The sequence below is a fragment of the Thauera sp. 63 genome (genome assembly GCF_000310165.2).
In the GTDB taxonomy this organism is placed as follows: domain Bacteria; phylum Pseudomonadota; class Gammaproteobacteria; order Burkholderiales; family Rhodocyclaceae; genus Thauera; species Thauera humireducens.
This window is the reverse complement of record NZ_AMXC01000002.1, coordinates 139264-165426: the sequence shown is the minus strand read 5'-3', so window position 1 is coordinate 165426 and position 26163 is coordinate 139264. Positions and strand designations below refer to the sequence as shown.

27 protein-coding genes and 1 tRNA gene are annotated in these 26163 nt (G+C 62.6%); 3 read left to right on the top strand and 25 right to left on the bottom strand.

The features are described from left to right. Positions 1-5: 5 nt before the first annotated feature. Positions 6-677 carry a Crp/Fnr family transcriptional regulator gene (locus C664_RS02930; RefSeq protein ID WP_004253058.1) on the bottom strand — a complete coding sequence of 224 codons (672 nt, stop codon included), beginning with the start codon at positions 675-677 and terminating at the stop codon, positions 6-8. A gap of 220 nt (positions 678-897) precedes the next feature. On the opposite strand from C664_RS02930, the gene trxB reads away from it, so the two are divergent. Both trxB and C664_RS02920 read left to right on the top strand, forming a co-directional pair. After that, positions 898-1851: a thioredoxin-disulfide reductase gene (gene trxB, locus C664_RS02925; protein ID WP_004253051.1), complete on the top strand. Its 954-nt coding sequence runs from the start codon at positions 898-900 to the stop codon at positions 1849-1851. A 6-nt stretch (positions 1852-1857) separates the two neighbouring features. Then, the gene (locus tag C664_RS02920) at positions 1858-2967 is read left to right on the top strand and encodes a Smr/MutS family protein (RefSeq protein WP_004253048.1); all 1110 of its coding nucleotides are present in this window, start codon (positions 1858-1860) and stop codon (positions 2965-2967) included. A gap of 4 nt (positions 2968-2971) precedes the next feature. Here the strand turns inward: C664_RS02920 and C664_RS02915 are convergent, their stop codons facing one another. Further along, positions 2972-3310: a P-II family nitrogen regulator gene (locus C664_RS02915; RefSeq protein ID WP_004253047.1), complete on the bottom strand. Its 339-nt coding sequence runs from the start codon at positions 3308-3310 to the stop codon at positions 2972-2974. Between the two features lie 49 nt (positions 3311-3359). Then, positions 3360-4988, bottom strand: a complete 1629-nt coding sequence (locus C664_RS02910; RefSeq protein ID WP_004253045.1) for an NAD+ synthase — start codon at positions 4986-4988, stop codon at positions 3360-3362. A 219-nt stretch (positions 4989-5207) separates the two neighbouring features. Here C664_RS02910 and C664_RS02905 point away from each other — a divergent pair, with 219 nt between their 5' ends. Next, positions 5208-6383 (top strand): GNAT family N-acetyltransferase, encoded by a 1176-nt coding sequence (locus C664_RS02905; RefSeq protein WP_004253044.1) that lies wholly within the window; start codon positions 5208-5210, stop codon positions 6381-6383. Between the two features lie 3 nt (positions 6384-6386). Here the strand turns inward: C664_RS02905 and C664_RS02900 are convergent, their stop codons facing one another. The 22 genes from C664_RS02900 to pstC form a co-directional block, all read right to left on the bottom strand. Further along, on the bottom strand, positions 6387-6953 hold the full coding sequence (locus C664_RS02900; protein WP_004253042.1) for an NUDIX domain-containing protein: 567 nt from the start codon (positions 6951-6953) through the stop codon (positions 6387-6389). Further along, positions 6950-7276, bottom strand: coding sequence for a DUF2818 family protein (locus C664_RS02895; RefSeq protein WP_004253040.1), 327 nt, complete (start codon positions 7274-7276; stop codon positions 6950-6952). The genes C664_RS02900 and C664_RS02895 overlap by 4 nt, the downstream gene beginning before the upstream one ends. A gap of 30 nt (positions 7277-7306) precedes the next feature. Beyond that, the gene (nuoN, locus tag C664_RS02890; RefSeq protein ID WP_004253038.1) at positions 7307-8776 is read right to left on the bottom strand and encodes an NADH-quinone oxidoreductase subunit NuoN; all 1470 of its coding nucleotides are present in this window, start codon (positions 8774-8776) and stop codon (positions 7307-7309) included. A 50-nt stretch (positions 8777-8826) separates the two neighbouring features. Then, the gene (locus tag C664_RS02885; RefSeq protein WP_004253036.1) at positions 8827-10308 is read right to left on the bottom strand and encodes an NADH-quinone oxidoreductase subunit M; all 1482 of its coding nucleotides are present in this window, start codon (positions 10306-10308) and stop codon (positions 8827-8829) included. Positions 10309-10380: 72 nt separating this feature from the next. Further along, positions 10381-12402: an NADH-quinone oxidoreductase subunit L gene (gene nuoL / locus C664_RS02880; RefSeq protein ID WP_004253035.1), complete on the bottom strand. Its 2022-nt coding sequence runs from the start codon at positions 12400-12402 to the stop codon at positions 10381-10383. Positions 12403-12414: 12 nt separating this feature from the next. Continuing rightward, on the bottom strand, positions 12415-12720 hold the full coding sequence (nuoK, locus tag C664_RS02875) for an NADH-quinone oxidoreductase subunit NuoK (RefSeq protein ID WP_004253033.1): 306 nt from the start codon (positions 12718-12720) through the stop codon (positions 12415-12417). A 59-nt stretch (positions 12721-12779) separates the two neighbouring features. Then, positions 12780-13385 carry an NADH-quinone oxidoreductase subunit J gene (locus C664_RS02870; protein WP_004253032.1) on the bottom strand — a complete coding sequence of 202 codons (606 nt, stop codon included), beginning with the start codon at positions 13383-13385 and terminating at the stop codon, positions 12780-12782. Between the two features lie 33 nt (positions 13386-13418). Next, positions 13419-13904 carry an NADH-quinone oxidoreductase subunit NuoI gene (gene nuoI / locus C664_RS02865; RefSeq protein ID WP_004253026.1) on the bottom strand — a complete coding sequence of 162 codons (486 nt, stop codon included), beginning with the start codon at positions 13902-13904 and terminating at the stop codon, positions 13419-13421. A gap of 7 nt (positions 13905-13911) precedes the next feature. Then, positions 13912-14961, bottom strand: coding sequence for an NADH-quinone oxidoreductase subunit NuoH (gene nuoH / locus C664_RS02860; RefSeq protein ID WP_038010751.1), 1050 nt, complete (start codon positions 14959-14961; stop codon positions 13912-13914). Next, the gene (gene nuoG / locus C664_RS02855) at positions 14961-17303 is read right to left on the bottom strand and encodes an NADH-quinone oxidoreductase subunit NuoG (RefSeq protein WP_004253023.1); all 2343 of its coding nucleotides are present in this window, start codon (positions 17301-17303) and stop codon (positions 14961-14963) included. Before nuoG ends, nuoH begins: the two co-directional genes overlap by 1 nt. Next, positions 17297-18601 (bottom strand): NADH-quinone oxidoreductase subunit NuoF, encoded by a 1305-nt coding sequence (gene nuoF, locus C664_RS02850; protein ID WP_004253021.1) that lies wholly within the window; start codon positions 18599-18601, stop codon positions 17297-17299. Before nuoF ends, nuoG begins: the two co-directional genes overlap by 7 nt. Positions 18602-18612: 11 nt before the next feature. Next, the gene (gene nuoE, locus C664_RS02845) at positions 18613-19092 is read right to left on the bottom strand and encodes an NADH-quinone oxidoreductase subunit NuoE (protein ID WP_004253019.1); all 480 of its coding nucleotides are present in this window, start codon (positions 19090-19092) and stop codon (positions 18613-18615) included. A 55-nt stretch (positions 19093-19147) separates the two neighbouring features. After that, positions 19148-20401 carry an NADH-quinone oxidoreductase subunit D gene (locus C664_RS02840; RefSeq protein ID WP_004253018.1) on the bottom strand — a complete coding sequence of 418 codons (1254 nt, stop codon included), beginning with the start codon at positions 20399-20401 and terminating at the stop codon, positions 19148-19150. After that, positions 20394-20999, bottom strand: a complete 606-nt coding sequence (locus C664_RS02835) for an NADH-quinone oxidoreductase subunit C (protein WP_004253017.1) — start codon at positions 20997-20999, stop codon at positions 20394-20396. The genes C664_RS02840 and C664_RS02835 overlap by 8 nt, the downstream gene beginning before the upstream one ends. Before the next feature lie 14 nt (positions 21000-21013). Continuing rightward, entirely contained in the window at positions 21014-21490 is a 477-nt protein-coding gene (locus C664_RS02830; protein WP_004253015.1) for a NuoB/complex I 20 kDa subunit family protein, read from the bottom strand. A gap of 3 nt (positions 21491-21493) precedes the next feature. Continuing rightward, entirely contained in the window at positions 21494-21868 is a 375-nt protein-coding gene (ndhC, locus tag C664_RS02825) for an NADH-quinone oxidoreductase subunit A (RefSeq protein ID WP_004253014.1), read from the bottom strand. Between the two features lie 100 nt (positions 21869-21968). Beyond that, positions 21969-22053, bottom strand: a tRNA-Leu gene (locus C664_RS02820). Between the two features lie 65 nt (positions 22054-22118). Beyond that, positions 22119-22478 (bottom strand): preprotein translocase subunit SecG, encoded by a 360-nt coding sequence (gene secG / locus C664_RS02815; protein ID WP_004253012.1) that lies wholly within the window; start codon positions 22476-22478, stop codon positions 22119-22121. A gap of 32 nt (positions 22479-22510) precedes the next feature. Next, positions 22511-23245 (bottom strand): triose-phosphate isomerase, encoded by a 735-nt coding sequence (gene tpiA / locus C664_RS02810; RefSeq protein WP_038010749.1) that lies wholly within the window; start codon positions 23243-23245, stop codon positions 22511-22513. A 211-nt stretch (positions 23246-23456) separates the two neighbouring features. Next, positions 23457-24221: a phosphate ABC transporter ATP-binding protein PstB gene (pstB, locus tag C664_RS02805; protein WP_004253009.1), complete on the bottom strand. Its 765-nt coding sequence runs from the start codon at positions 24219-24221 to the stop codon at positions 23457-23459. Between the two features lie 50 nt (positions 24222-24271). Further along, positions 24272-25114: a phosphate ABC transporter permease PstA gene (gene pstA, locus C664_RS02800; protein WP_051019107.1), complete on the bottom strand. Its 843-nt coding sequence runs from the start codon at positions 25112-25114 to the stop codon at positions 24272-24274. A gap of 13 nt (positions 25115-25127) precedes the next feature. Then, positions 25128-26090, bottom strand: coding sequence for a phosphate ABC transporter permease PstC (gene pstC, locus C664_RS02795; protein ID WP_004253006.1), 963 nt, complete (start codon positions 26088-26090; stop codon positions 25128-25130). Between the last annotated feature and the right edge of the window lie 73 nt (positions 26091-26163).

The following is a 26163-nucleotide window of genomic DNA, read 5'->3' as shown; positions in this document are numbered from 1 at the left end:
GCAGGTCAGACTTCGCTGAGTCGCTCGCGCAATATGATGCCCTGCGGGCGCTCCTCGATGAGGCCCTGCTGGCCGAGATCCTTCATGACGCGGCTGACCATCTCGCGCGAGGCGCCGATCATCTTGGCGATATCCTGCTTCGAGATCTTGCGCACCACGACCGACTCGCCGCCGACATCCTCGGCCATCTCGATCAGCAGGCGGGCGACGCGCCCGTAGACGTCCATCAGCGCCAAGCTCTCGATCTTGCGGTCCGCATTGCGCAGACGACTGGCGAGATTGCACATGATGCGCCAGGCGACCTCGAAGTTGTCGCGCATGATGATGCGGAAATCCTGCTTGGCGATCAGGATGAGGTCGGCCGGCACCACGGCGACGACGGAAGCCGAGCGCGGTTGCTCGTCGAACATGCCCATCTCGCCGAAGAGTTCGCCCTGCCCCAGGATCGACAGAATGACCTCGCGACCGTCCTCGTCGCTGACGATGACCTTGAGGCTGCCGGTCAGGACGAAATAGACATAATCTGAACGATCGCCCGCATTCACGACCGACTGTCCGCGCGGAATGCGCCGCATCATCGACACGCGGGCCACGTTGGCGAGCACATCGTCGGACAGTCCGTGAAAGAGCGGGAACGTCTTCAGGGCGATGACGGACACGGCAGTGGATTTGGTCATGCTGACTCCGCGGGTAACACAGCGCAAGAATGTTTGTCGAGGGCGTTTTGTCACGAGTTTAAACGAATATTGCCCGCACCATTGCAGCAGCGTGATGCAGATCACGTCCACACGGGACGCACACCGGCGATGAAGCGCCCCTATCGGCTTCATCGCCGCGGCGTCAGGATGCGCTCGGCTATAATCCGCGCTTCACTCGCAACCCGCAGGAATGCTTCCGATGACCACGAAACACGCCCGCCTGCTGATCCTCGGCTCCGGCCCCGCCGGCTACACCGCTGCCGTCTATGCCGCCCGCGCCAACCTGAATCCGGTGCTGGTCACCGGCCTCGCCCAGGGTGGCCAGTTGATGACCACGACAGACGTCGACAACTGGCCCGCCGACGCAGACGGTGTGATGGGTCCGGACCTGATGGCGCGTTTCCAGAAGCACGCCGAGCGCTTCAACACCGAGATGATCTTCGACCACATCCACACGGTGAAACTGGCCGAAAAGCCCTTCCGCCTGATCGGCGACAACGGCGAGTACACCTGCGACGCATTGATCATCGCCACCGGCGCCACCGCCAAGTACCTCGGCCTGCCCTCGGAGGAGAAGTTCGCCGGTCGTGGCGTTTCCGCCTGCGCCACCTGCGACGGCTTCTTCTACCGCAATCAGGACGTCGCCGTTGTCGGTGGCGGCAACACGGCGGTCGAGGAAGCGCTCTACCTTGCCAACATCGCCCGGAAGGTCACCCTCGTCCATCGCCGCGAAAAGTTCCGCGCCGAGAAGATCATGATCGACAAGCTGATGGAAAAGGTCGCCGCCGGCAAGATCGAGCTTGCCCTCAATGCGACGCTCGACGAAGTGCTCGGCGACAATAGCGGTGTGACCGGCATGCGCATCAAGGACGTCAATACGGGCGCTGCCCGTGATGTGGCCCTGCAGGGCGTATTCATCGCCATCGGCCACAAGCCCAACACCGACATCTTCGAAGGCCAGCTCGAGATGGAAGGCGGCTACATCGTCACCCAGGGCGGACGCAACGGCAACGCCACCCAGACCAGCGTCCCTGGCGTGTTCGCCGCCGGTGACGTGCAGGATTACATCTACCGCCAGGCAGTGACGTCTGCGGGCACCGGCTGCATGGCCGCGCTCGATGCAGAGCGCTACCTCGACGCACTCGGCAACTGATCCGCAATGGCTCGTCGCCCGCGCCCTGCCCTGCCTTCGGCCACGCCGGCCGGCGCGCGCACGGGCGACGCCGACGCAGGCCGGGGGCTTCCGCCCAACACGCCGCTCGCGGGGCTGCGCAAGCAACTCCGCGACAACCAGGCTGACACGCGGCCGACGCAGGTGCCACAACCGGCAGGAAAGAAGATCCGTCCGTCGCGCACGGCCACACGCGAGACCGAAGGCGACACCTCGCTGGCCGACGCCCGCCTGCCCGACGCGGAAGAGATGGCGCTGTTCCGCCGCATGGCCGGTGACACCTTGCCGGTCCGCGGCGGTGACCGCATCGAGATCGAGCGTCCACGTCCCGCACCGATCCCGCGCGCTCAGCCTACCGTCGACGATGAACCCGCCCCCGCACGCCAGCCGCCCCGGGACCCGCTCAGCCTGGCCTACGAAGGCGTCATGCCCTTGCGCGATACCGGCCGGGTAGAACTCGACACCCCGCTGCGGCACCGCGTTCGGCACGACACGACCGGACAGGCGCCACGCATCCAACGGCCCGACGCCATCGTCCTGCCCCCTGATGCCGACGTCAGCGACCCTGCGTCGCTTTTCCGCAGTGTGGTCGGCGACACCCAGCCGATCGACCTGCGCAACCGGGTGGAGCTCGCCCGCCCAACACCGCGGCCGGCGCCAATCAAGCGCGAGGAAGACGAGCGGGCAGCGCTGCACGAATCGCTGCAGGCGCCGCTGACGTTCGAAGATCGCCTCGACATGGGCGACGAGGCGGCGTTCCTTCGTCCCGGACTACCGCGCAGGGTGTTGACCGACCTGCGACGCGGGCGCTGGGTGCTGCAGGGGCAGATCGACCTGCACGGTCTGGTGCGCGACGAAGCGCGCGATGCGCTCGCCCATTTCCTGCACGACAGCCTGACCCAGGGCAAACGCTGCATCCGGGTGATCCACGGCAAGGGGCACGGCTCGCCGGGAAAGGTGTCCATCCTCAAGCAACTGTCCCGCGGCTGGCTTGCCCAGCGCGAAGAGATCCTGGCCTTCTGCCAGGCTGGCCCCCACGATGGCGGCGGGGGCGCGCTGCTGGTGCTGCTGCGGGCGCAGAACGCCGCGCAGCGCTGAAACCTCAGATCGCGGCTTCGTTGGTCTCGCCGGTACGGATGCGAATGACCTGCTCCACCGACGTCACGAAAATCTTGCCGTCGCCGATCTTCCCCGTGCGCGCAGCCTTCACGATGGCCTCGACCGCCTGATCCACCATGTCGTCGGCGAGCACGACCTCCACCTTGATCTTCGGCAGGAAGTCGACGACGTACTCAGCGCCACGATAGAGCTCGGTATGCCCCTTCTGGCGCCCGAAACCCTTGACTTCGGTAACGGTCAGGCCGGTGATGCCCACTTCGGACAGCGACTCCCTGACCTCATCCAGCTTGAAAGGCTTGACGATCGCCTCGATTTTTTTCATGCATGTCTCCTGAAGATGTTGGGGTCGAACCTAGAGCCAAGCTCAATGACTAGAACTCATCCTGATAACGAGATGTTATCGGATAACGCCAGTCCTTGCCGAACCCCCGCTGTGTCACGCGGATGCCCACCGGCGCCTGGCGACGCTTGTACTCGTTGCGCTTGAGCATGCCCACCGTGCGACGAACCTCCGCCTCTGGAAAACCAGCCGCGATGATATGGCGCGGCGACTCGTCACGCTCCATGTAGGCCTCGATGATCGCATCGAGCACTTCGTAGGGCGGCAGACTGTCCTGATCCTTCTGGTCGGGCTTGAGCTCGGCCGATGGCGGGCGGTCAATGATGTTTCGTGGAATCACTGGGCCCACGGTGTTGCGCCAGTTCGACAGGCGGAACACGAAAGTCTTGTAGAGATCCTTCAGGACCGCGAATCCGCCAGCCATGTCTCCATACAAGGTCGCGTAGCCGGTGGCCATCTCGCTCTTGTTGCCCGTGGTCAGCACGATCGCCCCCGTCTTGTTGGACAAGGCCATCAGGATCATGCCGCGGATCCGGCTCTGCAGGTTCTCCTCCGTCGCATCCGGAGGCAGCCCGGCGAAATGCGGTTCGAGCAGGTCGGCGAACACCTGCATCGCCGGCGCAATCGGGATCTCGTCGTAACGCACGCCCAGCCTGCGCACCATGTCGCGCGAATCGTCCAGGCTCATCTGTGCAGTGTAGGGCGAAGGCATCATCACCGCGCGAACCTTGTCCGCCCCCAACGCATCTACCGCCACCGCCAGGGTAAGTGCCGAATCGATTCCGCCAGACAAGCCGATGATCGCCCCGGGGAAACCGTTCTTGCCAAGATAGTCGCGCACCCCGGTCTTCAGCGCCTCATAGACCTCAGCCTCGAGGAGACGGGGTGCTGCCTTGGTATCGCTCGACCAGCGTCCGGCATCGAAACGGAGAATGTCGACACGCTCATCGAAGGACGTCGCCTGATAGCCCAGCCGGCCATCCATGTCGAGCGCGAACGAATTGCCGTCGAACACCAGTTCATCCTGTCCGCCCACCATGTTGCAGTACAGCACCGGCAGGCCCGTCTCCCGCACACGGTCACGCAGCACCTGCACGCGCTGCGCCTGCTTGTCCATGTGATAGGGCGAAGCGTTCAGCGACAGCAACACCTGGGCGCCTGCCGCCCGCGCGAGCTCCGCCGGTCCGGTCTCCCAGACGTCGGCGCAGATATTGACGCCGAACCGCACGCCCTTGAGCTCGAACACACAGGGCGTCGCACCGGACTCGAAATAGCGCTCCTCGTCAAAAACCTCGTAGTTGGGCAGCAGGTTCTTGTAGTAACTGGTCAGCACCCGACCGCCGCTCAGCACCGACGCTGCATTGAAGCGCGCATGGCCGGATTCCGCGGGATGGCCGAGGACCACCCGCATGTCGCCTGCCGCGTCAGCGATGCGCTGCGTCTCGCGGGCGCAGGCGCGATAGAAGTCGGGCCGGAGCAAGAGATCCTCTGGCGGGTAACCGGACAGCGCGAGTTCAGGCGTGAGCAGAAGGTCGGCCCCTGCCGCGCGAGCGCGCTCGATGGCACCGATGATCCGGTCGGCGTTGCCGACGAGATCTCCGACGGTGAGATTGAGTTGGGCGACTGCAAGCGTAAGGGGCATGTGGGCGTTCGCATTCATGGAGCGAAACTATACCGCTTCGGCGCAACCGCCGTGCAAACGCGGACCTGTGTAACCCACAGCGACCGTGTGAAAGCCTGTGGACAAGCAGTGGACAGCGCTTGCAAGTTGCAGCGCACAAAGCGTATCTTCGATCTGCTCAAAAATAAGGCAGCCCCCCAGCCTGCTCCCGCCTACGGCAACTCGCCGAACCACCCGCGCTCCCTCCCGCCCCCGCTCATGCACGCCCGGCACGGCCTCCATCTCCTCGACGCAATCTCCGACGTCGCGCCCGAAGCGTGGGACGCCCTGCTCCCATCCGACGCGCCACCCTGCCTCCGCCATGCCTACCTGCACGCCCTCGAGGCCAGCGGCTGCGTATGCCCCGAGACCGGATGGACGCCCCGGCATGCAACCTTATGGGCAGATGCCGAACTCGTCGCGGCGATGCCGCTCTATCTGAAGACGCATTCGTGGGGCGAGTACGTGTTCGACTGGGCCTGGGCCGAGGCCTACCACCGCCATGGCCTGGATTACTATCCGAAATGGCTGTCCGCCATCCCCTTCACCCCGATTCCCGGCCCACGCCTCCTCGGCCGCTCGACCGCAAGCCGCCAGGCATTGCTGACGAGCGTGATCCAGCACGCTCGTCAGAGCGGCTTGTCCTCGCTACACCTCTTGTTTCCGATGGACGACGACCTGGGCGTGCTGGAGAACGCGCGTCTGTCGATTCGCCACGGCGTGCAGTTCCACTGGCGCAATGCCGATCCGCATGATCCCTCCGGTCCGCCTTACCGGGACTTCGATGCTTTCCTCGCCAGTCTCAATCACGACAAGCGCAAGAAGATCCGACAGGAACGTCGTCGCGCAGCCACCCACGGCCTGTCCCTGCGTTGGGAAGACGGCCATTCGGCCACGACCGCGGACTGGGCTTTCCTTTACCGTTGCTACGCCACGACCTACGCATTGCACCGCTCGACACCCTACCTCAGCCCCGCCTTCTTCGACCGGCTGGCCAGTGACCTGCCCGGCCATGTGCGCCTTCTGCTTGCCGAGCGCGGACAATCACCGGTCGCGTCGGCCTTCTTCCTGTGCGACGACCACACACTCTACGGGCGCTACTGGGGTGCAACGGAGAACCTGCCCTTCCTGCATTTCGAGTTGTGCTACTACCAGGCCATCGAATATTGCATCCAACATGGCCTGCAACGCTTCGAAGGAGGCGCACAGGGCGAACACAAGCTGGCACGCGGACTGCAGCCGGTGCGAACGCACTCGGCACACTGGATCGCCGACCCACGCTTCCGGACGGCGGTCGACGACTATCTCACCCGCGAACGCGGGCAGATGGATTTCTATCTCGACGAACTGGCCGAGCACGCCCCGTTCAAGGCCTCGGCGAAAGGGGGGTCGTAGCCCTCAACGCCCCGCTGAACGCAACAGGGGCAGGCAGCGATACAAGGCGCTGATCGACTTCCCATCGGTGATTTCGCCGTGGTGAATGGCCGCCTCGGCCTCTTCCACGGAAAGCGTCAGGATCTCGAGGAACTCGCCTTCGTCCCATGCATGACCGACATGACGCAGACCCCGAGCGAAGAAGATCTCGATCCGCTCGTCCGAATAACCGATGCAGGGATGCATCACGCCGACATGCTGCCAGCTCGCCGCCTCGTAGCCCGTTTCCTCGCGCAGCTCACGCTGCGCGCAGGCCAGGATGTCCTCGCCCGGGTCGATCTTGCCCGCTGGCAGCTCAACGAAGGCGCGCCGCAACGGATAGCGAAACTGGCGCTCGAACAGCAGCCTGCCGTCCGGCAGCGCCGCAACCACCACCACCGCACCGGGATGGCGTATGTACTCGCGGGTACCTTCCCCGCCATCGGGCAGGCGCACCCGATCACGCCACACATTCAGCAGACGGCCGCCGAACACCTGCTCGGTCGAAAGCTCGCGCTCCTCCAGCGGCTCCGTCCCCGCGGCCCCGCTCATTCGGCTGCTGCCTTGCGCGGTGCGTGCCACAGGTAGCGGAAGACGAAACCCGGGAATGCGAACACGAGAAACAGGCAGAAGGTGGTGGCGTAGAACGCCCAGTTCTGCGCATACACGCTGCCATGCCCCTGAGCTTCGAGTCCCATCGCCAGTGCGCCGGCGACGAAATACAGGATCGCCAACTCAAAGAGGCGCCACGCCAGGCCTTTTGCACGCCCCGCAGGGGGGCGGATTACGAAGAGGATGCGATCGAACACGAAAGGCAGGTTGGCCATCGTAAACACGATGGCCAGGAGCAGATAGACGCTCGTCGTCTCGTTCATGAGTCAGCGGCGCCGAACGTCCGGACCGGCTTACAGCGACCCCAACAGCGCATACGCGCACAGGGACATCAGCATCTGCGGCGCCAGTCCCAGCGCAGCGATCGCGATACCGTTCGCCGATAGCATCACGCGGACCTCAGCAGGCGCGTGGATCGGGGACGCATCGACCGGTTCGTCGAAATACATGACCTTGACCACACGCAGGTAGTAGAACGCCCCAGCGACCGACATCAGCACCGCGACCACCGCAAGCCAGAAGTAACCGGCTGCCACGACGGCCTGAAGGACCGACAGTTTGGCGAAGAAACCAATGAAGAACGGAATGCCGGCCATCGAGAACATGACGAAGAGCATCATCAGCGCAAACCAGGGGCTGCGCCTGTTAAGTCCCTTGAAGTCGTCGATGTTCTCCGCCTCGAATCCGGCACGCGACAGCAGGATGAGCATGCCGAAGGATGCCAGGCTCATGATCACGTACGACACGGCGTAGAACATGGCCGAGCTGTAGGCATTGAGCGCGAAGTGGCGATCCCCGTCCACCACCCCCGCAAGCAGGCCAAGCAGCATGAAACCCATGTGCGAGATACCCGAGTAGGCGAGCATGCGCTTGATGTTCTGTTGCGCGATCGCAGCCAGGTTGCCGAGCACGATCGAAGCGACCGCAACCAGCATCAACATCGTCTGCCATTCCTCGGCGATGTCGAACAGCGCCCAGATCAGCAAACGCACCGCCATTGCAAACGCCGCCAGCTTGGGCGCAGTCGCAATCATCAGTGTGACTGCCGTCGGTGCGCCCTGATAGACGTCGGGCACCCACATGTGGAAGGGCACGACACCGAGCTTGAACGAGATGCCGGCGACCAGGAACACGAGGCCGAACATCAGCACCGTACGATTGGCTGCCTCGTTGTAGATCGCCTGCGCAATGGCCGAGAACTCGAGCGAGCCGGTCGCGCCATAGACCATCGACATGCCGTAGAGTAACAGGCCCGATGCAAGTGCGCCGAGCACGAAGTACTTCATCGCCGCCTCGGTCGAGCGTGCCGACTCGCGGTCGAAGGCGACCATCGTGTACAGCGCCAGCGACATCATCTCGAGGCCGATATACATCGGTAGCATATGGTTGGCCGTGACCATCACCATCATGCCCAGCGTCATCAGCAGCGCAAGCAGGTAGTACTCGGGCTTGTCGATCTTGCGGTCGGCGAGGTAGGCCCGGCCGTAAAGCAAGGCGATGGCCGTCGAGAAGTAGATCATCAGCTTCAGGAAATCGCCCATCAGGTCGCTGATGAACAGATTGCTGAAGGTGTACACCGGCTCGCCCTCCATCGTGAAGATGGTGACGAAGGCCGCCGCGATCAGCGTGAACTGGGTCGCGTAGTAGGAAAGCGATCGGGCAATGCTGCGCGCGAAGGTGCTCGCGAGCATGATCACCAGGGCCATCACGGCAACGAAAATCTCGGCCGCTGCGGGGTAGAAGTCGGGGACGACAAAGTTCATCTTCTGACCAGTCCGTTATAAGTCTCTATGGCGCTCGGGATGCCCGGCACTCAGAGCTTGCTCACGGCAACATGCCGCAGGAGTTCGTTGACCGACGCGTGCATCACCTCGGTGAAGGGATACGGGTACAGGCCCATCGCCAGGACGCAGAGTGCAAGGATGCCAAGGAAGGCGAACTCGCGCGCGTTGATATCTTCGAGTTCGGCCACATGCTTGTTGGCGACCTTGCCGAACACCACGCGCTTGTACATCCAGAGCGAATACGCGGCACCGAGGATCAGCGTGGTGGCGGCGATGAAGCCGATCCAGAAGTTGTACTGCACTGCCCCCAGCACGACCATGAACTCGCCCACGAAACCCGACGTCGCCGGGAGACCCGAGTTGGCCATCGCGAACAGCATGAAGAACGCGGCGAACTTGGGCATGGTGTGCACCACACCGCCGTAATCGGCGATCTGGCGCGAATGCACGCGGTCGTACAGGACCCCGATGCAAAGGAACATCGCGGCCGACACGAAACCGTGGGAAATCATCTGGACGATCGCGCCTTCCACCCCGAGCGGATTGAAGATGAAGAAGCCCAAGGTGACGAAGCCCATGTGCGAGATCGACGAATAGGCCACCAGCTTCTTCATGTCGGCCTGAACCAACGCGACGAAACCGATATACACCACGGCGATCAGCGACAGCATGATCACGAGCCAGGCCAGCTCCTGCGAAGCATCGGGCACGATCGGCAACGAGAAGCGCAGGAAACCATAGGCACCCAGCTTCAGCGCGATCGCGGCCAGCACGACGGAGCCACCCGTCGGCGCCTCGACGTGGGCATCAGGCAGCCAGGTGTGCACCGGCCACATCGGTACCTTGACCCCAAAGGCGATCAGGAAGGCCAGGAAGATGAGAATCTGCGGCTCGATCGGCAGGGGAAGCTGGTGCCAGTCGAGAATGCTGAAGCTGCCGCCCGACTGCATGAACAGGTAAAGCAGCACGACCAGCATCAGCAGCGAGCCGAGCAGCGTGTAGAGAAAGAACTTGATCGCCGCATACACACGGTTGGGACCGCCCCACACGCCGATGATCAGGTACATCGGGATCAGCGAGGCCTCGAAGAACACGTAGAACAGCACGCCGTCCAGTGCCGAGAAAATGCCGTTCATCAGCCCCGACATGATCAGGAAGGCCGCCATGTACTGCGCCACCCTGTCATCGATGACCTTCCAGCCCGCCAGGACGACCGTGATCGTGATGAAGGCATTGAGGATCACGAACAGCACCGAGATGCCGTCGACGCCGAGGTGGTAATTGATGTTGAACCGCGGCACCCAGGACGTCATCTCGACGAACTGCATCGCGCTCGTCGTCGTGTCGAAGCCGGTGTAGAGCGGAAGGGTCACGACGAAACCAGCCACCGCAACCGCGAGGGCGAGCATGCGCGCCAGCGGGGCATTGCGATCGGCGCCGGTCGCGAGCACCAGCAGGCCGCCGAGAATCGGCACCCAGATCGCCAGACTGAGGAGAGGAATGTCCGTCATCGTTGCTTTCCGTTCAGTGCGCCGCGTACGGCGCGTTCCATCTTGTTATGTATTCCTGCCGCCGTGTCCTGCTTACCCGCGGTTGAACCAGAAGGTGAGCAGGATGAACACGCCGATGATCATCATGAAGGCGTACTGGTACAGATGGCCGGTCTGGAACAGGCGCGACATCTGCGCGACCCAGCCCACCAGCCGCGCGGTGCCATTCACCGCCACACCGTCGATCAGTGCCTGGTCGCCCGCCTTCCACAGGCCCTTGCCCAGCGCTCGCGCACCACCGGCAAAGACGATTTCGTTGAAGCGGTCGAAGTAGTACTTGTTCTCGAGCAGGCTGTGGATCGGCTTGAAGGTGCGCTGGATCGCGGCCGGGATGCCCGGCTTGACCATGTAGAACAGCCAGGCGGTTGCGACTCCCCCCATCGCCAGCCAGAACGGCGCGGTCTGCAGGCCGTGCAAGGCCATTGCGACGGGACCGTGGAACGCCGCTTCGAGCTCCTTCAGGCCGACATGGTTGTCGCCGACGGAGATCACACCCTTGAACCAGTCGCCGAACAGCATCGGCTCGATGGTGAAGAAACCGATCAGCACCGACGGGATCGCCAGCAGCACCAGCGGCAGCGTCACGACCCACGGCGATTCGTGCGGTTTCTGGCCCGGAGCGAGACCATGGTGATGATCGGCAGCGGGTTCCTCGTCATCGTGGTCACCGTGGTGGTCATGGTGCCCGTCGGCCTTGCCGAAGCGCTCCTCGCCATGGAAGACGAGGAAATACATGCGGAAGGAGTAGAACGCGGTGACGAACACCCCCAGCAGCACGCAGAACAGGGCGTAGCCCGCGCCCGGGATCGTCGAGGCATGCACAGCCTCGATGATCGAGTCCTTCGAGTAGAAGCCGGAAAACAGCGGGAAGCCGATCAGCGCGAGGGAACCCAGCAAAGAGGTCATCCACGTGATGGGCATGTATTTCCACAGGCCGCCCATGTTCCGCATGTCCTGGTCGTGGTGCATGCCGATGATCACCGAACCGGCGCCAAGGAACAGCAGCGCCTTAAAGAAGGCGTGCGTCATCAGGTGGAACACCGCAGCCGAGTAAGCCGACACGCCCAGCGCGACCGTCATGTAGCCGAGCTGCGACAGCGTCGAATACGCCACGACGCGCTTGATGTCGTTCTGCACGATGCCGAGGAACCCCATGAACAGCGCGGTCGTCGCACCGATCACGAGCACGAAGGACAGCGCGGTGTCCGACAGTTCGAACAGCGGCGACATGCGCGCCACCATGAAGATGCCGGCAGTCACCATGGTCGCGGCGTGGATCAGTGCCGAGATCGGGGTCGGGCCCTCCATCGAGTCCGGCAGCCAGACGTGCAACGGCACCTGGGCCGACTTGCCCATCGCGCCGATGAACAGGCAGATGCAAATCGCGGTAATGAGCGGCCAGCCGGTCACGGCCATGTCCTGCGAAGCGAGTTCGCCGGCCTTCGCGAAGACTTCGGCGTAATTCAGCGTGCCTGCATAGGCGGCAATCAGACCGATGCCGAGCAGGAAACCGAAGTCGCCCACGCGGTTCACCAGGAAGGCCTTCAGGTTGGCGTAGATGGCCGTCGGGCGGTCATACCAGAAACCGATCAGCAGATACGAAACGAGCCCCACCGCTTCCCAGCCGAAGAACAACTGCAGGAAGTTGTTGGACATCACCAGCATCAGCATCGAGAAGGTGAACAACGAGATGTAGCTGAAGAAGCGCTGGTAGCCCGGGTCCTCGGACATGTAGCCGATGGTGTAGATATGCACCATCAGCGACACGAAGGTCACGACCAGCATCATCATGACGGTCAGCGAGTCGATCAGGAAACCCACCTCGAAGGTGATGCCACCGGCAACCATCCAGGTGTAAATGGTGCCGTTGAAGGTGTTGCCCGCCTGAACGTCCTGGTAGATCACGACAGAGGCTGCCAGCGCAATCGCAACGCCAAGGATGGTGACGATGTGCGCGCCGGTGCGCCCGATGGTCTTGCCGAACAGGCCGGCAAGGATCGCCCCTGCCAGCGGCGCCAGCGGGACGAGGAGATAGAGAGTCTGCATGTCCGTCATCGTGACGCTTCCTTAACCCTTGAGGCTGTCCAGATCATCCACATGGATCGTGCGCATGTTCCGGAACATGACGATCAGGATCGCCAGACCGATTGCCGACTCGGCAGCCGCGACCGTGAGGATGAAGAAAACGAAAACCTGGCCGGCAATGTCGCCGAGATAGTGCGAGAAGGCGATGAAGTTCATGTTCACCGCAAGCAGCATCAGTTCGATGGCCATCAGCAGCACGATCAGGTTCTTCCGGTTGAGGAAGATCCCGACCACGCTGATCGCGAACAGGATCGCGCCCAGGATGAGGAAATGGGAAAGCGAAAGCATCTGTGACTCCCTGATCGCACCGGTCTGTTACCGGTGCGTTTCTTTGTTCGCGTGCGGGTTCAGTCTTCTTTCTCGGCCTGCATCTTGACCAGCTCGACGCGCCCATCGCGCTTGACGGCCACCTGGTCCGACGGATGCATGTACTTGATGCCCTTGCGCTTGCGCAGCGTCAGCGCCACAGCGGCCACCATCGCCACCAGCAACACGAGCGAAGCCAGTTCGAACGGATAGACGTAATCGGTGTAGAGCACCCGCCCGAGTTCGCGGGTGTTGCTGAACCCTTCACCCGCAGCCGGCGGCGCCGGCATCGCCTCGAGCCCGAAGTAGGAGCCCCCCAGCACCATGACCATCTCGACCAGCATCAGAATGCCGACCAGCGCACCGACCGGCAGGTAACTCCAGAAACCCTCGCGGATCCTGTCCAGGTTGATGTCGAGCATCATGACCACGAACAGGAACAGCACCATCACTGCGCCGACGTACACCATCACCAGCGTGATCGCGAGGAACTCGGCCTGCAGCAGCAGCCAGATGCCACCCGCGTTGAAGAAGGTCAGCACCAGGAACAGCGCGGCATGCACCGGATTCCGGGCTGTGATCACCCTCAGCGCCGCGAACACCATGATCGCGGCGAGAAAGTAGAAGACGAAGGTCTTGAATTCCATGTTCTTGACTCGTGGCGCGCAGGGCGCCGTCCGTTAGCGGTACTTCGCGTCCTGTTCGCGGTCGGCCGCGATCTGCGACTCGTAGCGATCCCCCACCGCCAGCAGCATCTGCTTGGTGTAGTAGAGATCGCCCCGCTGTTCACCGTGGTACTCGAACACTCGCGTCTCGACGATTGCATCGACCGGACAGGCTTCTTCGCAGAATCCGCAGAAGATGCACTTCGTCAGGTCGATGTCGTAGCGAGTCGTGCGCCGCGAACCGTCGTCGCGTTGCTCCGATTCGATGGTGATCGCCATCGCGGGGCAGATCGCTTCGCACAGCTTGCACGCAATGCAGCGCTCTTCGCCGTTCGGGTAGCGACGCAGCGCATGCAGTCCCCGGAATCGGTTGCTCTGCGGCGTCTTTTCTTCCGGGAACAGGACAGTGATCTTGCGCTGGAAGAAATGCCGCCCGGTCAGGGCCATGCCCTTGAGCAGTTCCTTCAGGAACAGACTGCCGATGTAATCCTTGGCACCCATGGTCTTCTCAACTCCAGATCGACAGCGGCGACATCAACCACACCGCCACGACAAACACCCACACGAGGGTAACCGGTATGAATACCTTCCAGCCCAACCGCATGATCTGGTCGTAGCGGAACCGCGGGAACGTGGCGCGCGCCCAAAGGAAGACGAAAAGGATGGCAGCCGTCTTCAGTGCGAGCCAATGGAAGCCGTCAGGCAGGAAACCCACCGGCGACAGCCAGCCGCCCAGGAACAGGACCGAGGTCAGAATCGAGACCAGGATCATGTTGGCGTACTCCGCGAGGAAGAACAGCGCGAAGGCCATGCCCGAGTACTCGACCATGTGACCCGCGACCACCTCCGCCTCACCTTCCACCACGTCGAACGGCGCGCGGTTGGTCTCGGCGATGCCCGAGATCACATACACGACGAACATCGGCAGCAGCGGCAGCCAGTTCCACGACAGGAAGCCCAGCCCCATGTCGGCAAAGCGCCCCTGCCCCTGCGAGGTCACGATGTCGGTCAGGTTCAGGCTCGCCGAGATCAGCAGCACGCAGATCAGGGCGAAGCCCATAGACACTTCATACGACACCATCTGTGCAGCCGCACGCATCGAGCCGAGGAAGGGATATTTCGAGTTCGATGCCCAGCCGGCCACGATCACGCCATAAACCTCCATCGAGGTGATCGCCAGCAGGAACAGCAGGCCGGCATTGACGTTCGCCAGCACCAGGCCGTCATCGAAAGGAATCACCGCCCATGCCGCAAGCGACGGCGCGATCGCGAGGATCGGGCCGAGGATGAAGAGCCCCTTGCTCGCACCGCTGGGGACAATGATCTCCTTGAGGAGCAGCTTGACGCCGTCCGCGATCGGTTGCAGCAGTCCCCAGGGGCCGACGCGATTCGGCCCGAACCGGACCTGCATGAAGCCGATGACCTTGCGCTCGGCCAGCGTCAGATAGGCGACCGCAATCATGAGCGGCGCGATGATCGCGACGATCTTGACCAGCGTCCACACGGCCGGCCAGGTCGGGCCGAAGAAATCGGCCACGGGTTGCAGCATCGCTTCCATCAGACACGCTCCACGCTGACATCACCGCTCATCGCGCCCAGCGCCGCGGTTGAAAGATGTGCCGCAGCAATCCGCACGCAGCCGGCCGCGAGGCCGGCGTCGGCCTGTGCCACGAGATCCGCCTGCCCACCGCCAGCCTGGCGGACTCGCACGCGATCGCCGGCATTGACGCCGAGCGCAGCAAGGGTCTCAGGGGCGATACGGGCCACCGGCGCTGCAGCGTCACGGGTCTTCTGCAGCGATGGCGCACGACGCACGATCGGGTCGGCGAAATGGATCGGCACATCGGTCACACGCTCGAGCGCGCCGGCCGCCGCCACTGCTGACGATACCAACACGCCTTCGAGACCGTTGTCGAGGCGCTCGGCGATGCCGCCGGCCAAAGCTTCGTCGCGCACGGCCTCCGAATCCCCCTGCGAGAAACCGTCGAGCGACAGCATGTTGCCGAGCACGCGCAGGACCTTCCAGCCCGGCCGCGTCTCGCCCTGCGGGCGCGCGACAGCGGTGAAGCTCTGCGCACGGCCTTCGCAGTTCACGTAGGTACCGGAGGTTTCCGTGAAGGGTGCGATCGGCAGCATCACATCGGCGACGCCGCGCAACGACGCCGAGTCGAATGCGCTCAGGCCGACAACCAGTTGCGCGCTGCCGAGAGCTGCCTTCGTGGCCACTGGGTCGGCGAAATCGAAATCAGGTTCGGCGCCGAACACCACGTAAGCCTGACGGGGCTGCGCGATCATGCTGAGCGCATTGAGGCCGTCCGCACCAGGCGTCGCGCCTGCGAGGTATCCGCCGACGCTGTTCGCCGCATCGCCGATGAAGCCGAACGTGCCGCCGGACAGGCGTGCAACTTCCTGGGCGAGCATCTGCAACTCGCTCGCACGTCCATGCTGGACGGCGAGGTTACCCAGCCACACCGCAACCTTGCCCCCGCTTGCGAGGCTCTCCGCGATGCCCCGCGCAGCGTCGGACACGACGCCAGGGAGCTTGCCGTGCAAGGCAACCGAAACCTCGACGCCCTTTGCCGCGGACAAGGCCGCGACCACCTCGGCGAGCATCGCAACCATGGCCGACGGCGCGACCAGCGCACGATGCTTGACCGGCAACAGCCATTCTTCGGCGTTCGGCCCGATCGCGCTGACATGCAGGCCCTTCTTCGCGGCCTGGCGAACGCGCTGAGCAAGCAGCGGCGCATCCTTGCGCAGGAAGCTGCCCACCACGAGCAGGCGATTCAGGTCCTTCACGCCCGCGACGGGCATGCCGAGCCAGGGCGCGCCACTGCGCTTGCCATCAGCACGGAAATCCGACTGACGCAGGCGGAAATCGACGTTATCCGAGCCGACGCCACGAACCAGCTTCTGCAGCAGATAGAGTTCCTCGAGCGTCGAGTGCGGCGAACCCAGCGCGCCGATCGACGCAGGGCCATGATCCTTGGCGATGTCGCGCAGCCCGGTCGCAACGAATTCGAGCGCGGCCTGCCAGTCGACGCGTTTCCACTCGCCGCCCTGCTTGATCATCGGGGCCGTCAGACGTTCGTCCCCATTGAGCGCCTCGTAGGAGAAGCGATCCTTGTCCGACAGCCAGCACTCGTTGACGTCTTCGTTCTCGAACGGCAGCACACGCTTCACGACGTCGTGCTTGGTCTGGACGATCAGGTTTGCACCCAGCGAATCGTGCGGGCTGACCGACTTGCGCCGTGACAACTCCCACGTGCGGGCGGCGAAGCGGAACGGCTTCGACGTCAATGCACCGACCGGGCACAGATCGATGATGTTGCCCGACAGCTCGGAGTCGATCGTCTTCTCGATGAAGGGCATGATCTCCGCATGCTCGCCGCGGAAGGCCTGACCCAGCTCCATCTCGCCGGCGACCTCGGCCGTGAAACGGACACAGCGCGTGCAGTTGATGCAGCGCGTCATGTCGGTCGACACGAGCGAACCGAGATTCTTGTTGAAGACGACGCGCTTCTCTTCCTGGTAGCGCGAGGCCGTGGAGCCATAACCGACCGCCAGATCCTGCAACTGGCATTCTCCACCCTGATCGCAGATCGGGCAGTCGAGCGGGTGGTTGATGAGCAGGAACTCCATGACGCCCTTCTGGGCCTTCACGGCGAGTTCCGAGTGGGTCCACACCTTCATGCCGTTGGTGACGGGCGTCGCACAGGCCGGCAACGGCTTGGGCGCTTTCTCAACCTGCACCAGACACATGCGGCAGTTGGCCGCGATCGACAGTTTCTTGTGGTAGCAGAAGTGCGGGATGTAGGCGCCAGCAACCGCGGCGGCATCCATCACGGTGCTGCCGTCGTCGACCTGGACCTGCTTGCCGTCGATTTCGATCTCTAGCATGACGGGCTCACGTAGATTTGACTGCCCGCGCGCTGCACTTCCGGCGGCACGAGGCACTTCTTGTTTTCGATGTGGTATTCGAACTCTGTACCGAAATGCTTGACGAAGCTCTGCACCGGCATCGATGCGGCATCGCCCAACGCGCAGATAGTGCGACCCATGATGTTGGCCGTCACGGAATTCAGCAGGTCGAGATCGTCCGGACGGCCGAGACCGTTCTCGATGCGGTGGACCACGCGATAGAGCCAGCCGGTACCTTCACGACAGGGCGTGCACTGACCGCAGGACTCTTCGAAGTAGAAGTAGGACAGACGCTCGAGCGCCTTCACCATGCAGGTCGTCTCGTCCATCACGATCACCGCACCGGAACCGAGCATCGAACCCGCCTTCGAGATCGAGTCGTAATCCATCGTGCAGTCCATCATGACGCTGCCCGGCACGACCGGCGCTGACGAGCCACCCGGGATCACGGCCTTGAGCTTGCGTCCGCCTCGCATGCCACCCGCCATCTCGAGCAACTCGGAGAACGGCGTGCCGAGCGGAATCTCGTAGTTGCCCGGGCGATTGACGTGGCCCGACACGGAGAACAGCTTCATGCCGCCGTTGTTGGGCTTTCCGAGGCTCAGGAAGGCCTCGCCGCCCATGTTCATGATGAACGGCACGGACGCGAAGGTTTCCGTGTTGTTGATCGTGGTCGGCTTGCCGTAAAGGCCGTAACTTGCCGGGAACGGCGGCTTGAAGCGGGGCTGCCCCTTCTTGCCCTCGATCGATTCCAGCAGCGCCGTTTCCTCGCCGCAGATGTACGCACCGTAGCCGTGATGGGCGAAGAGCTCGAACGAGAAGTCCGAACCCAGGATGTTCTGCCCGATCAAACCAGCGGTCCGCGCCTCGGCCAGCGCTTCCTCGAAGCGCTGATACACCTCGAAGATCTCGCCGTGGATGTAGTTGTAACCGCGCGCAGCCCCCATCGCATAGGCGGCAATCGCCATGCCCTCGATGACGCTGTGCGGGTTGTAGCGCAGGATGTCGCGGTCCTTGAAGGTACCCGGTTCGCCTTCGTCGGAGTTGCAGGCGAGGTACTTGTCGCCCGGGAACGAGCGCGGCATGAAGCTCCACTTCAAGCCCGTCGGGAAGCCGGCGCCGCCACGACCGCGCAAGACCGAAGTCTTCAGCTCGCCGATGATCGTGTCCTGGGAAATCTTCTCGGAGACGATCCGCCGAAGCGCCGCGTAGCCGCCGCGCGCGACATAATCCTGGAGCCGCCAGGTGCGGTCGCCGTCACAGCCGGCGAGGATCATTCCTTGCGTGCTCATTTCTTGTCCAGGTCGGCCAGCATCTGGTCGATCTTCTCGGTGGTCATCCAGCTGCACATGTGATGGTTGTTCACCAGCAGCACCGGGGCGTCGCCACAGGCGCCCATGCATTCGCCCTCTTTCAGCGTGAACTTGCCGTCCGGCGTAGTCTCGTTGAAGTCGATGCCGAGCTTGTGCTTGAGATAGTCGCCGGCCTGCACCCCACCCGAAAGCGCACAGGGCAGATTCGTGCACACCGTGATCTTGTGGCGCCCGACCGGGTTGAGGTCGTACATGTTGTAGAAGCTTGCCACCTCATACGCGGCGATCGGCGGCATGTCGAGGTAGTGCGCGACGAACTCGATGAGCTCCTTCGGCAACCAGCCTTTCTCGACCTGCGCGATTCGCAGCGCTGCCATCACGGCGGACTGCTTCTGATCCGATGGGTACTTGGCGATCTCTCGATCGATCTGTTGCAGCGATTCCTGGCTCAGCATGTCGTCTTGATCTTCCGGATAGCCTGCCGATTCTTGTTTGCTACGGTCACGACCTTCAGCGGTCGATCTCGCCGAACACGACGTCCATCGTGCCGATGATGGCGACCACGTCGGCGATCATGTGCCCACGCGCGATGTCGTCCATGGCCGCGAGATGCGCGAAGCCCGGTGCGCGAAGCTTCAGCCGGTAAGGCTTGTTAGCGCCGTCGGACACCGCATAGACGCCGAACTCACCCTTCGGATGCTCCACCGCCGCATAGACCTCGCCCTTCGGCACGTGAATACCCTCGGTGAAGAGCTTGAAGTGGTGGATCAGCTCTTCCATGTTGGACTTCATGTCCTCACGCGCCGGCGGTGCCACCTTGTGGTTGTCGGTGATGACCGGACCGGGATTCTTGCGCAGCCAGTCGATGCACTGCTTGATGATCCGGTTCGACTGGCGCATCTCTTCCATGCGGCACAGGTAACGGTCGTAGCAGTCACCGTTCTTGCCGACGGGAATGTCGAAGTCGATCCGGTCGTAGACTTCGTAGGGCTGCTTCTTGCGCAGATCCCACGCAACCCCGGAGCCACGCAGCATGGGTCCGGTGAAACCCCAAGCCAGCGCCTGCTCGGGCGAGACAACACCGATACCGACGGTGCGCTGCTTCCAGATCCGGTTGTCGGTCAGCAGCGTCTCGTATTCATCGCAGTAGGTCGGAAAGCGGTTCGTAAAATCCTCGAGGAAGTCGAGCAGCGAGCCTTCACGGTTCACATTCAGCTCGCGAACGACCTTCTCGTTCTTGAAACGATTGACCTCGTACTTCGGCATGCGATCGGGCAGATCACGATAGACACCACCTGGCCGATAATACGCCGCATGCATGCGCGCACCCGACACCGCCTCGTAGGCGTCCATCAGGTCCTCGCGCTCGCGGAAGGTATACAACACCATCGTCATCGCGCCGATGTCGAGTGCGTGCGTACCGATATTCAGCAGGTGATTCAGAATGCGCGTGACCTCGTCGAACATCACGCGGATGTACTGCGCACGCTCGGGCACCTGCACACCGAGCAGCTTCTCGATCGCCATGCAGTAGGCGTGCTCGTTGCACATCATCGACACATAGTCGAGGCGGTCCATGTAGGGCACGGACTGCACCCAGGTGCGTGTTTCGGCCAGCTTTTCGGTGCCCCGGTGCAGCAGGCCGATGTGCGGATCGGCACGCTCGACGACTTCACCGTCCAGTTCCAGCACCAGACGCAGCACGCCGTGCGCGGACGGGTGCTGCGGACCGAAGTTAATCGTGTAGTTGCGGATCTCAGCCATGGCCGACGTCCCCGTAGTTCTCTTCGCGCACGATGCGCGGCGTGTTCTCGCGCGGCTCGATGGTGACCGGCTGATAGACAACCCGCCCCTGCTCCGGGTCGTAACGCATCTCGACATACCCAGACACCGGGAAGTCCTTGCGGAATGGATGCCCGACGAAACCGTAATCAGTGAGAATCCGGCGCAGATCCGGATGCCCCGAATACATGATGCCGTAGAGGTCGAAGGACTCGCGCTCGTACCAGTTGGCACTCGGCCACACGTCGACGACAGAATCCAGCACCGGAAACTCATCATCATCGGCAAACGTGCGCAGACGCAGGCGCCAGTTGTGCCGCACCGAAGTCAGGTGAGCCGCGGACGCAAAACGCTTGCCCGACCAGGGCGCATTGCCAAAGGCGGAATAGTCGAGCCCCGAAATATCCACCAGCTGCTCGAAATGCAGATCAGGATTGTCACGCAGCATGCGCGCGACTTGCAGATAATCGGCAGCGGCAACTTCGATGGTGACCTCGCCTCGATCAACGACGAGCGACTGCAGGGTGTCGCCGAATAGGTCGCGCAAGGTCTGGCTCAGGCGTTCAAGCTTGGCACTCATGTCTATGACACCCGTCAGCGCGCAATCGTATTGGTGCGCTTGATCTTGTTCTGAAGCTGGAGAATGCCGTAGATCAAGGCCTCGGCCGTCGGCGGACAGCCCGGCACATAGACATCGACCGGCACGATGCGATCGCAACCACGCACGACCGAGTAGGAATAGTGGTAATAGCCACCCCCATTGGCGCAGGAGCCCATGGAGATGACCCAGCGCGGCTCGGACATCTGGTCATAGACCTTGCGCAGCGCCGGCGCCATCTTGTTGCACAGCGTGCCGGCAACAATCATCAGATCCGACTGACGGGGACTCGGACGGAACACGACACCGAAGCGGTCAAGGTCGTAACGAGCACAACCCGCGTGAATCATCTCGACCGCACAACAAGCAAGACCGAAAGTCATCGGCCACATCGAACCGGTTCGCGTCCAGTTGATGACCGCATCGAGCGAGGTGGTGACAAACCCCTCGCGGAAGACGCCCTCAATGCTCATGCATTACTCCCAGTCGAGTGCGCCGTTCTTCCACTCGACGATATAACCGATGACCAGAACCGAGAGAAAGACCATTACCGAACCGAACACGAACCAGGCCAGCTCGCCAGCGGCAATGAATTCCTGAAAGACCGTCGCCCACGGGAAAAGAAAGGCGATTTCCAGATCGAACAGGATGAAGAGGATGGCTATCAGGTAATACCGAACGTCGAACTTCATCCGGGCGTCTTCAAACGCCTCGAAGCCACATTCGTAAGGAGAGAGCTTTTCGCTGTCAGGGCGATATGGGGCGAGAACTCGCCCGAGGACTACAGGAGCAACACCGAAACCCAAACCTACGAGTATGAACATCAATACAGGAAAGTAGTTTTCCAGCATGTTCAGAAACCCCCAGTAAGATTGACAGCTTTATTGCTGCCATTATTGTTTTGGTTGCTCTGCATGGAAACGCCCGCATAAGCGGGCGTTCTCCGTAATCTGGTGCCGACGATGAGACTCGAACTCATACGGCTTTCGCCACTACCCCCTCAAGATAGCGTGTCTACCAATTTCACCACGTCGGCGCTTCGTTTCAAAGCCAGATAATTATACGACTTTTTGCGCGGTGCGCAAAGAGTTCGTTGCGCAATTATTTCGGAATCGACTGCGCCTTGGAGTCATCCCCCGCAGGCGCAGGAACGGCAGGCACCGCATCAGTCGCAGGCGACGACTGAACGCCTTCCATGACACTGGAGGGCGCAGCGGGCTTGTCGCTTGCGAGATAGCTGAGACCCAGACTGGTGATGAAGAACACAGCTGCAAGCACGGCTGTCGTCCGGCTCAGGAAATTCGCAGAGCCCGACGATCCGAACAAGCTGCCCGAGGCACCACTACCGAAGGCAGCCCCCATGTCAGCGCCTTTTCCGTGCTGCACAAGAACCAGGCCGATGACACCGAGGCCCACCAGCACGTGCACGGTCAGCACCAGAGAAAAAAGATAGTCGCCCATCACAAACCCTAAAAAGACACTTCGTTGAAAGATCAGACCCCAGCCGCCGCGCGGCAGATCGCCATGAAATCGTCAGCCACCAGCGATGCGCCGCCGATCAACCCGCCATCCACGTTCGGCATGGCAAAGAGTTCGGCTGCGTTGTCCGGCTTCACGCTTCCACCATACACAATGCGGACCGCATCCGCCTGCACGGCCTGCTCCATGAGCCAGCCGCGAATCGCGGCATGCACCTCTTCCGCCTGGGCAGCCGTGGCCGAACGCCCCGTACCGATCGCCCAGACCGGTTCGTAGGCCACGACCACGCCGCCGAATCGCTCACGTCCCAGCACCTCGCCGACCGCAGCAAGCTGACGGGAAATCACCGCGTGCACCTGTCCGGCGTCACGTTCGGCCAGCGTCTCGCCGACGCAAACGATGGGCACCAGCCCGGAAGAGAGGGCGGCCTCTGCCTTGCGCGCCACCGAAAGATCATCGTCTCCGAACAGCGCACGCCGCTCTGAATGCCCGACAATCACATAACGGCAACCAAACTCGGCAAGCATGGCAGCGCTCACTTCGCCCGTGTAAGCACCGACGTCGAACTCGCTGACATCCTGCGCGCCCAACTCGAGACCGACGGGGCGGCGCTGGAGTTGCCCCAGGTAAGGATACGGCACGCAAAGCGCGACCTCGACCCCGGGCACCGCCTCGAGACCGGCGAGAAGCGCTTCATTGGCGGCAAGGCTGCCGTTCATCTTCCAGTTGCCGGCGACGAGTTTTCTCATGGTACGGACGGCTGACGTCGAGAGCTAAACCGCGGGATTATAGGCATCACTCGCCGTGGCGGCAAATCCACGCCGTGACACGGGGCCATGATGCCAGATCAGCCCATACCGACTCTCGGGGTCGAGGGGACGTTGTCGTCACGCACCATCAGTACCAAGCGGGCGCCCCACCTGGGAATGAAAAAGGGCGGATCATCCGCCCTTTCATCGATCAGCCGAAGCGGCCGGTGATGTAGTCCTCGGTTTCCTTCTTCTTGGGCTTCACGAAGAGCTCATCGGTTACGCCGAACTCCACCATCTCGCCCAGATACATGTAGGCGGTGTAGTCCGAGATCCGTGCGGCCTGCTGCATGTTGTGCGTGACGATGACGATGGTGAACTCGGTCTTGAGCTCGTCGATCAGCTCTTCGATACGCGCGGTGGAGATCGGATCCAGCGCCGAGGTCGGCTCATCGAGCAGGATGACTTCCGGCTTCACCGCGATCCCGCGGGCAATGCACAGACGTTGCTGCTGACCGCCCGACAGGCTCATGCCGCTCTGGTTGAGCTTGTCCTTCACCTCGTCCCACAGCGCAGCCTTGCGCAGCGCCCATTCGACCCGGTTGTCCATGTCTTTCGACGACAGCTTCTCGTGCAGCTTCACACCGAAGGCGATGTTGTCGTAGATGGACATCGGAAACGGCGTGGGCTTCTGGAACACCATGCCGATCTTCGCGCGCAACACGCTGACATCGATGTCGGAGCCGAGCAGATTGCGACCGTCGAACAGCAACTGACCTTCGGCACGCTGCTCCGGGTAGAGGTCGTACATGCGGTTGATGGTGCGCAACAGCGTCGACTTGCCGCAACCCGAGGGACCGATGAACGCGGTGCACTTGTGGCGTGCCATCTGGAAGTTGATGTTCTTCAGCGCGTGGAACTTGCCGTAATAGAAGTTGAAGTCCTTGAACTCGATTTGCGCGTCGGTGATTTGCATAGTCATCTCCAATCTCGTACCTCGCGGCACGGATGGTATCGATTGGTTCCTTAGTTGATCTTCTCGGCCCGCAGGAAGACACGGGCGATGATGTTGAGCGCCAGTACACCCATGGTGATCAGGAAGACGCCAGCCCAGGCGAGCTCCTGCCAGTTGGTGAAGGGGCTCATCGCGAACTTGAAGATCGTGACCGGCAGGTTCGCCATCGGCTCATTCAGATTCAGCGTCCAGAACTGGTTCGACAGGGCGGTAAAGAGCAGCGGCGCCGTCTCGCCCGCGATGCGCGCCACCGCCAGCAGCACGCCGGTCAGAACGCCCGCCCGCGCCGCGCGCAGCGTGACCTTGGAGATCACCACGCTCTTCGGCGCCCCCAGCGCGAAGGCTGCCTCTCGCAGCGTGTTCGGGATAAGTTGCAGCATGTTCTCGGTGGTGCGCACGACCACCGGGAGCACGATCAAGGCCAGCGCGATGACGCCGGACCACGCGGAAAACTTGCCCGTCTGCGCAACCACGACGGCATAGACGAACAAGCCGATCACGATCGAGGGTGCCGACAGCAGCAGGTCGTTGATGAAGCGTGTCGCCTGCCCCAACCAGTGATGACGCCCGTACTCGGCAAGATACACGCCGGTGAGCACGCCGATCGGCGTGCCGAGCAGGGTCGCCAGCACGACCAGGATCAGGCTGCCGACAATCGCGTTGAGCAGCCCGCCCGTCTCGGCGCCGGGTGGCGGCGTCATCTCGGTAAACAGGGTCAGCGAAAGGCCGGACAGACCCAGTTCGAACACGGTCCACAGGATCCAGGCCAGCCAGAACAGGCCGAAGACCATGGCCGACAACGACAGGGTCAGGGCAATCTTGTTGACGAGTTTGCGTCTTGCAAGCAGGTTCATGTCGGTCACTCGCTCAGCTCTTCGCACCCTCGCCCTTGGCGAGTCGCGTCAGCAGCAGTTTGGAAACGACCAGCACCACGAGCGTGATCGCGAACAGGATGAGTCCCAGTTCCATCAGCGCCGCCGTATGCAGCCCCTGATCCGCCTCGGCGAACTCGTTCGCCAGCGCCGAAGTGATGCTGTTGCCGGGCTCGAACAGGGAAGCGGAGTTCAGGAAGTTGGTATTGCCGATGACGAAGGTCACGGCCATGGTCTCGCCGAGCGCACGCCCCAGACCCAGCATCACACCACCGATGACGCCGGTCTTGGTGTAGGGCAGCACCACGCCCCGCATCACCTCCCACGTCGTGCAGCCCACACCATAGGCGGACTCCTTCAGCATGGGCGGCGTCACTTCGAAAACGTCGCGCATCACCGAAGCGATGTACGGGATGATCATGATCGCCAGGATGACGCCGGCACAGAGGAGACCGATACCGAGCGGTGCGCCGGCGAATAGCTTGCCGATAACGGGCACGTGACCGATCGACGACTGCAGGGCGGGCTGGATGTACTGGGCGAAGATGGGGGCGAAGACCAACAGGCCCCACATGCCGTAAACGATGCTCGGGATCGCGGCCAGCAGTTCGATCGCGGTGCCGAGGGGGCGACGCAACCACGTCGGGGAAAGCTCGGTGAGAAAGAGCGCGATACCGAAACTGACGGGCACCGCGATCAGCAGAGCGATTGCGGAGGTGACGAGCGTGCCGTAGATCGGGATCAGGGCGCCGAAATCCTCCATCGGCGGATTCCAGGCATCCGAAAACAGGAAGCCGATACCGAAGGCCTGTATGCTTGGCCAGGACGCATAGACAAGGGCAATGATGATGCCCGCCAACAGGATGAGGGTCAGCCAGGCGAAGGATTTCGCCAAACCGCCGAACACCTTGTCGCCGACCCGCTTGGACGCCGAAGACGTGAACTCGGTCGTTCGCATGGAAACACCCGAAAGGGCCGCGGCCGGAGCACCGCCACCCGGGGAAATGGAAACGCCAAAGGCCCCGCGGGCC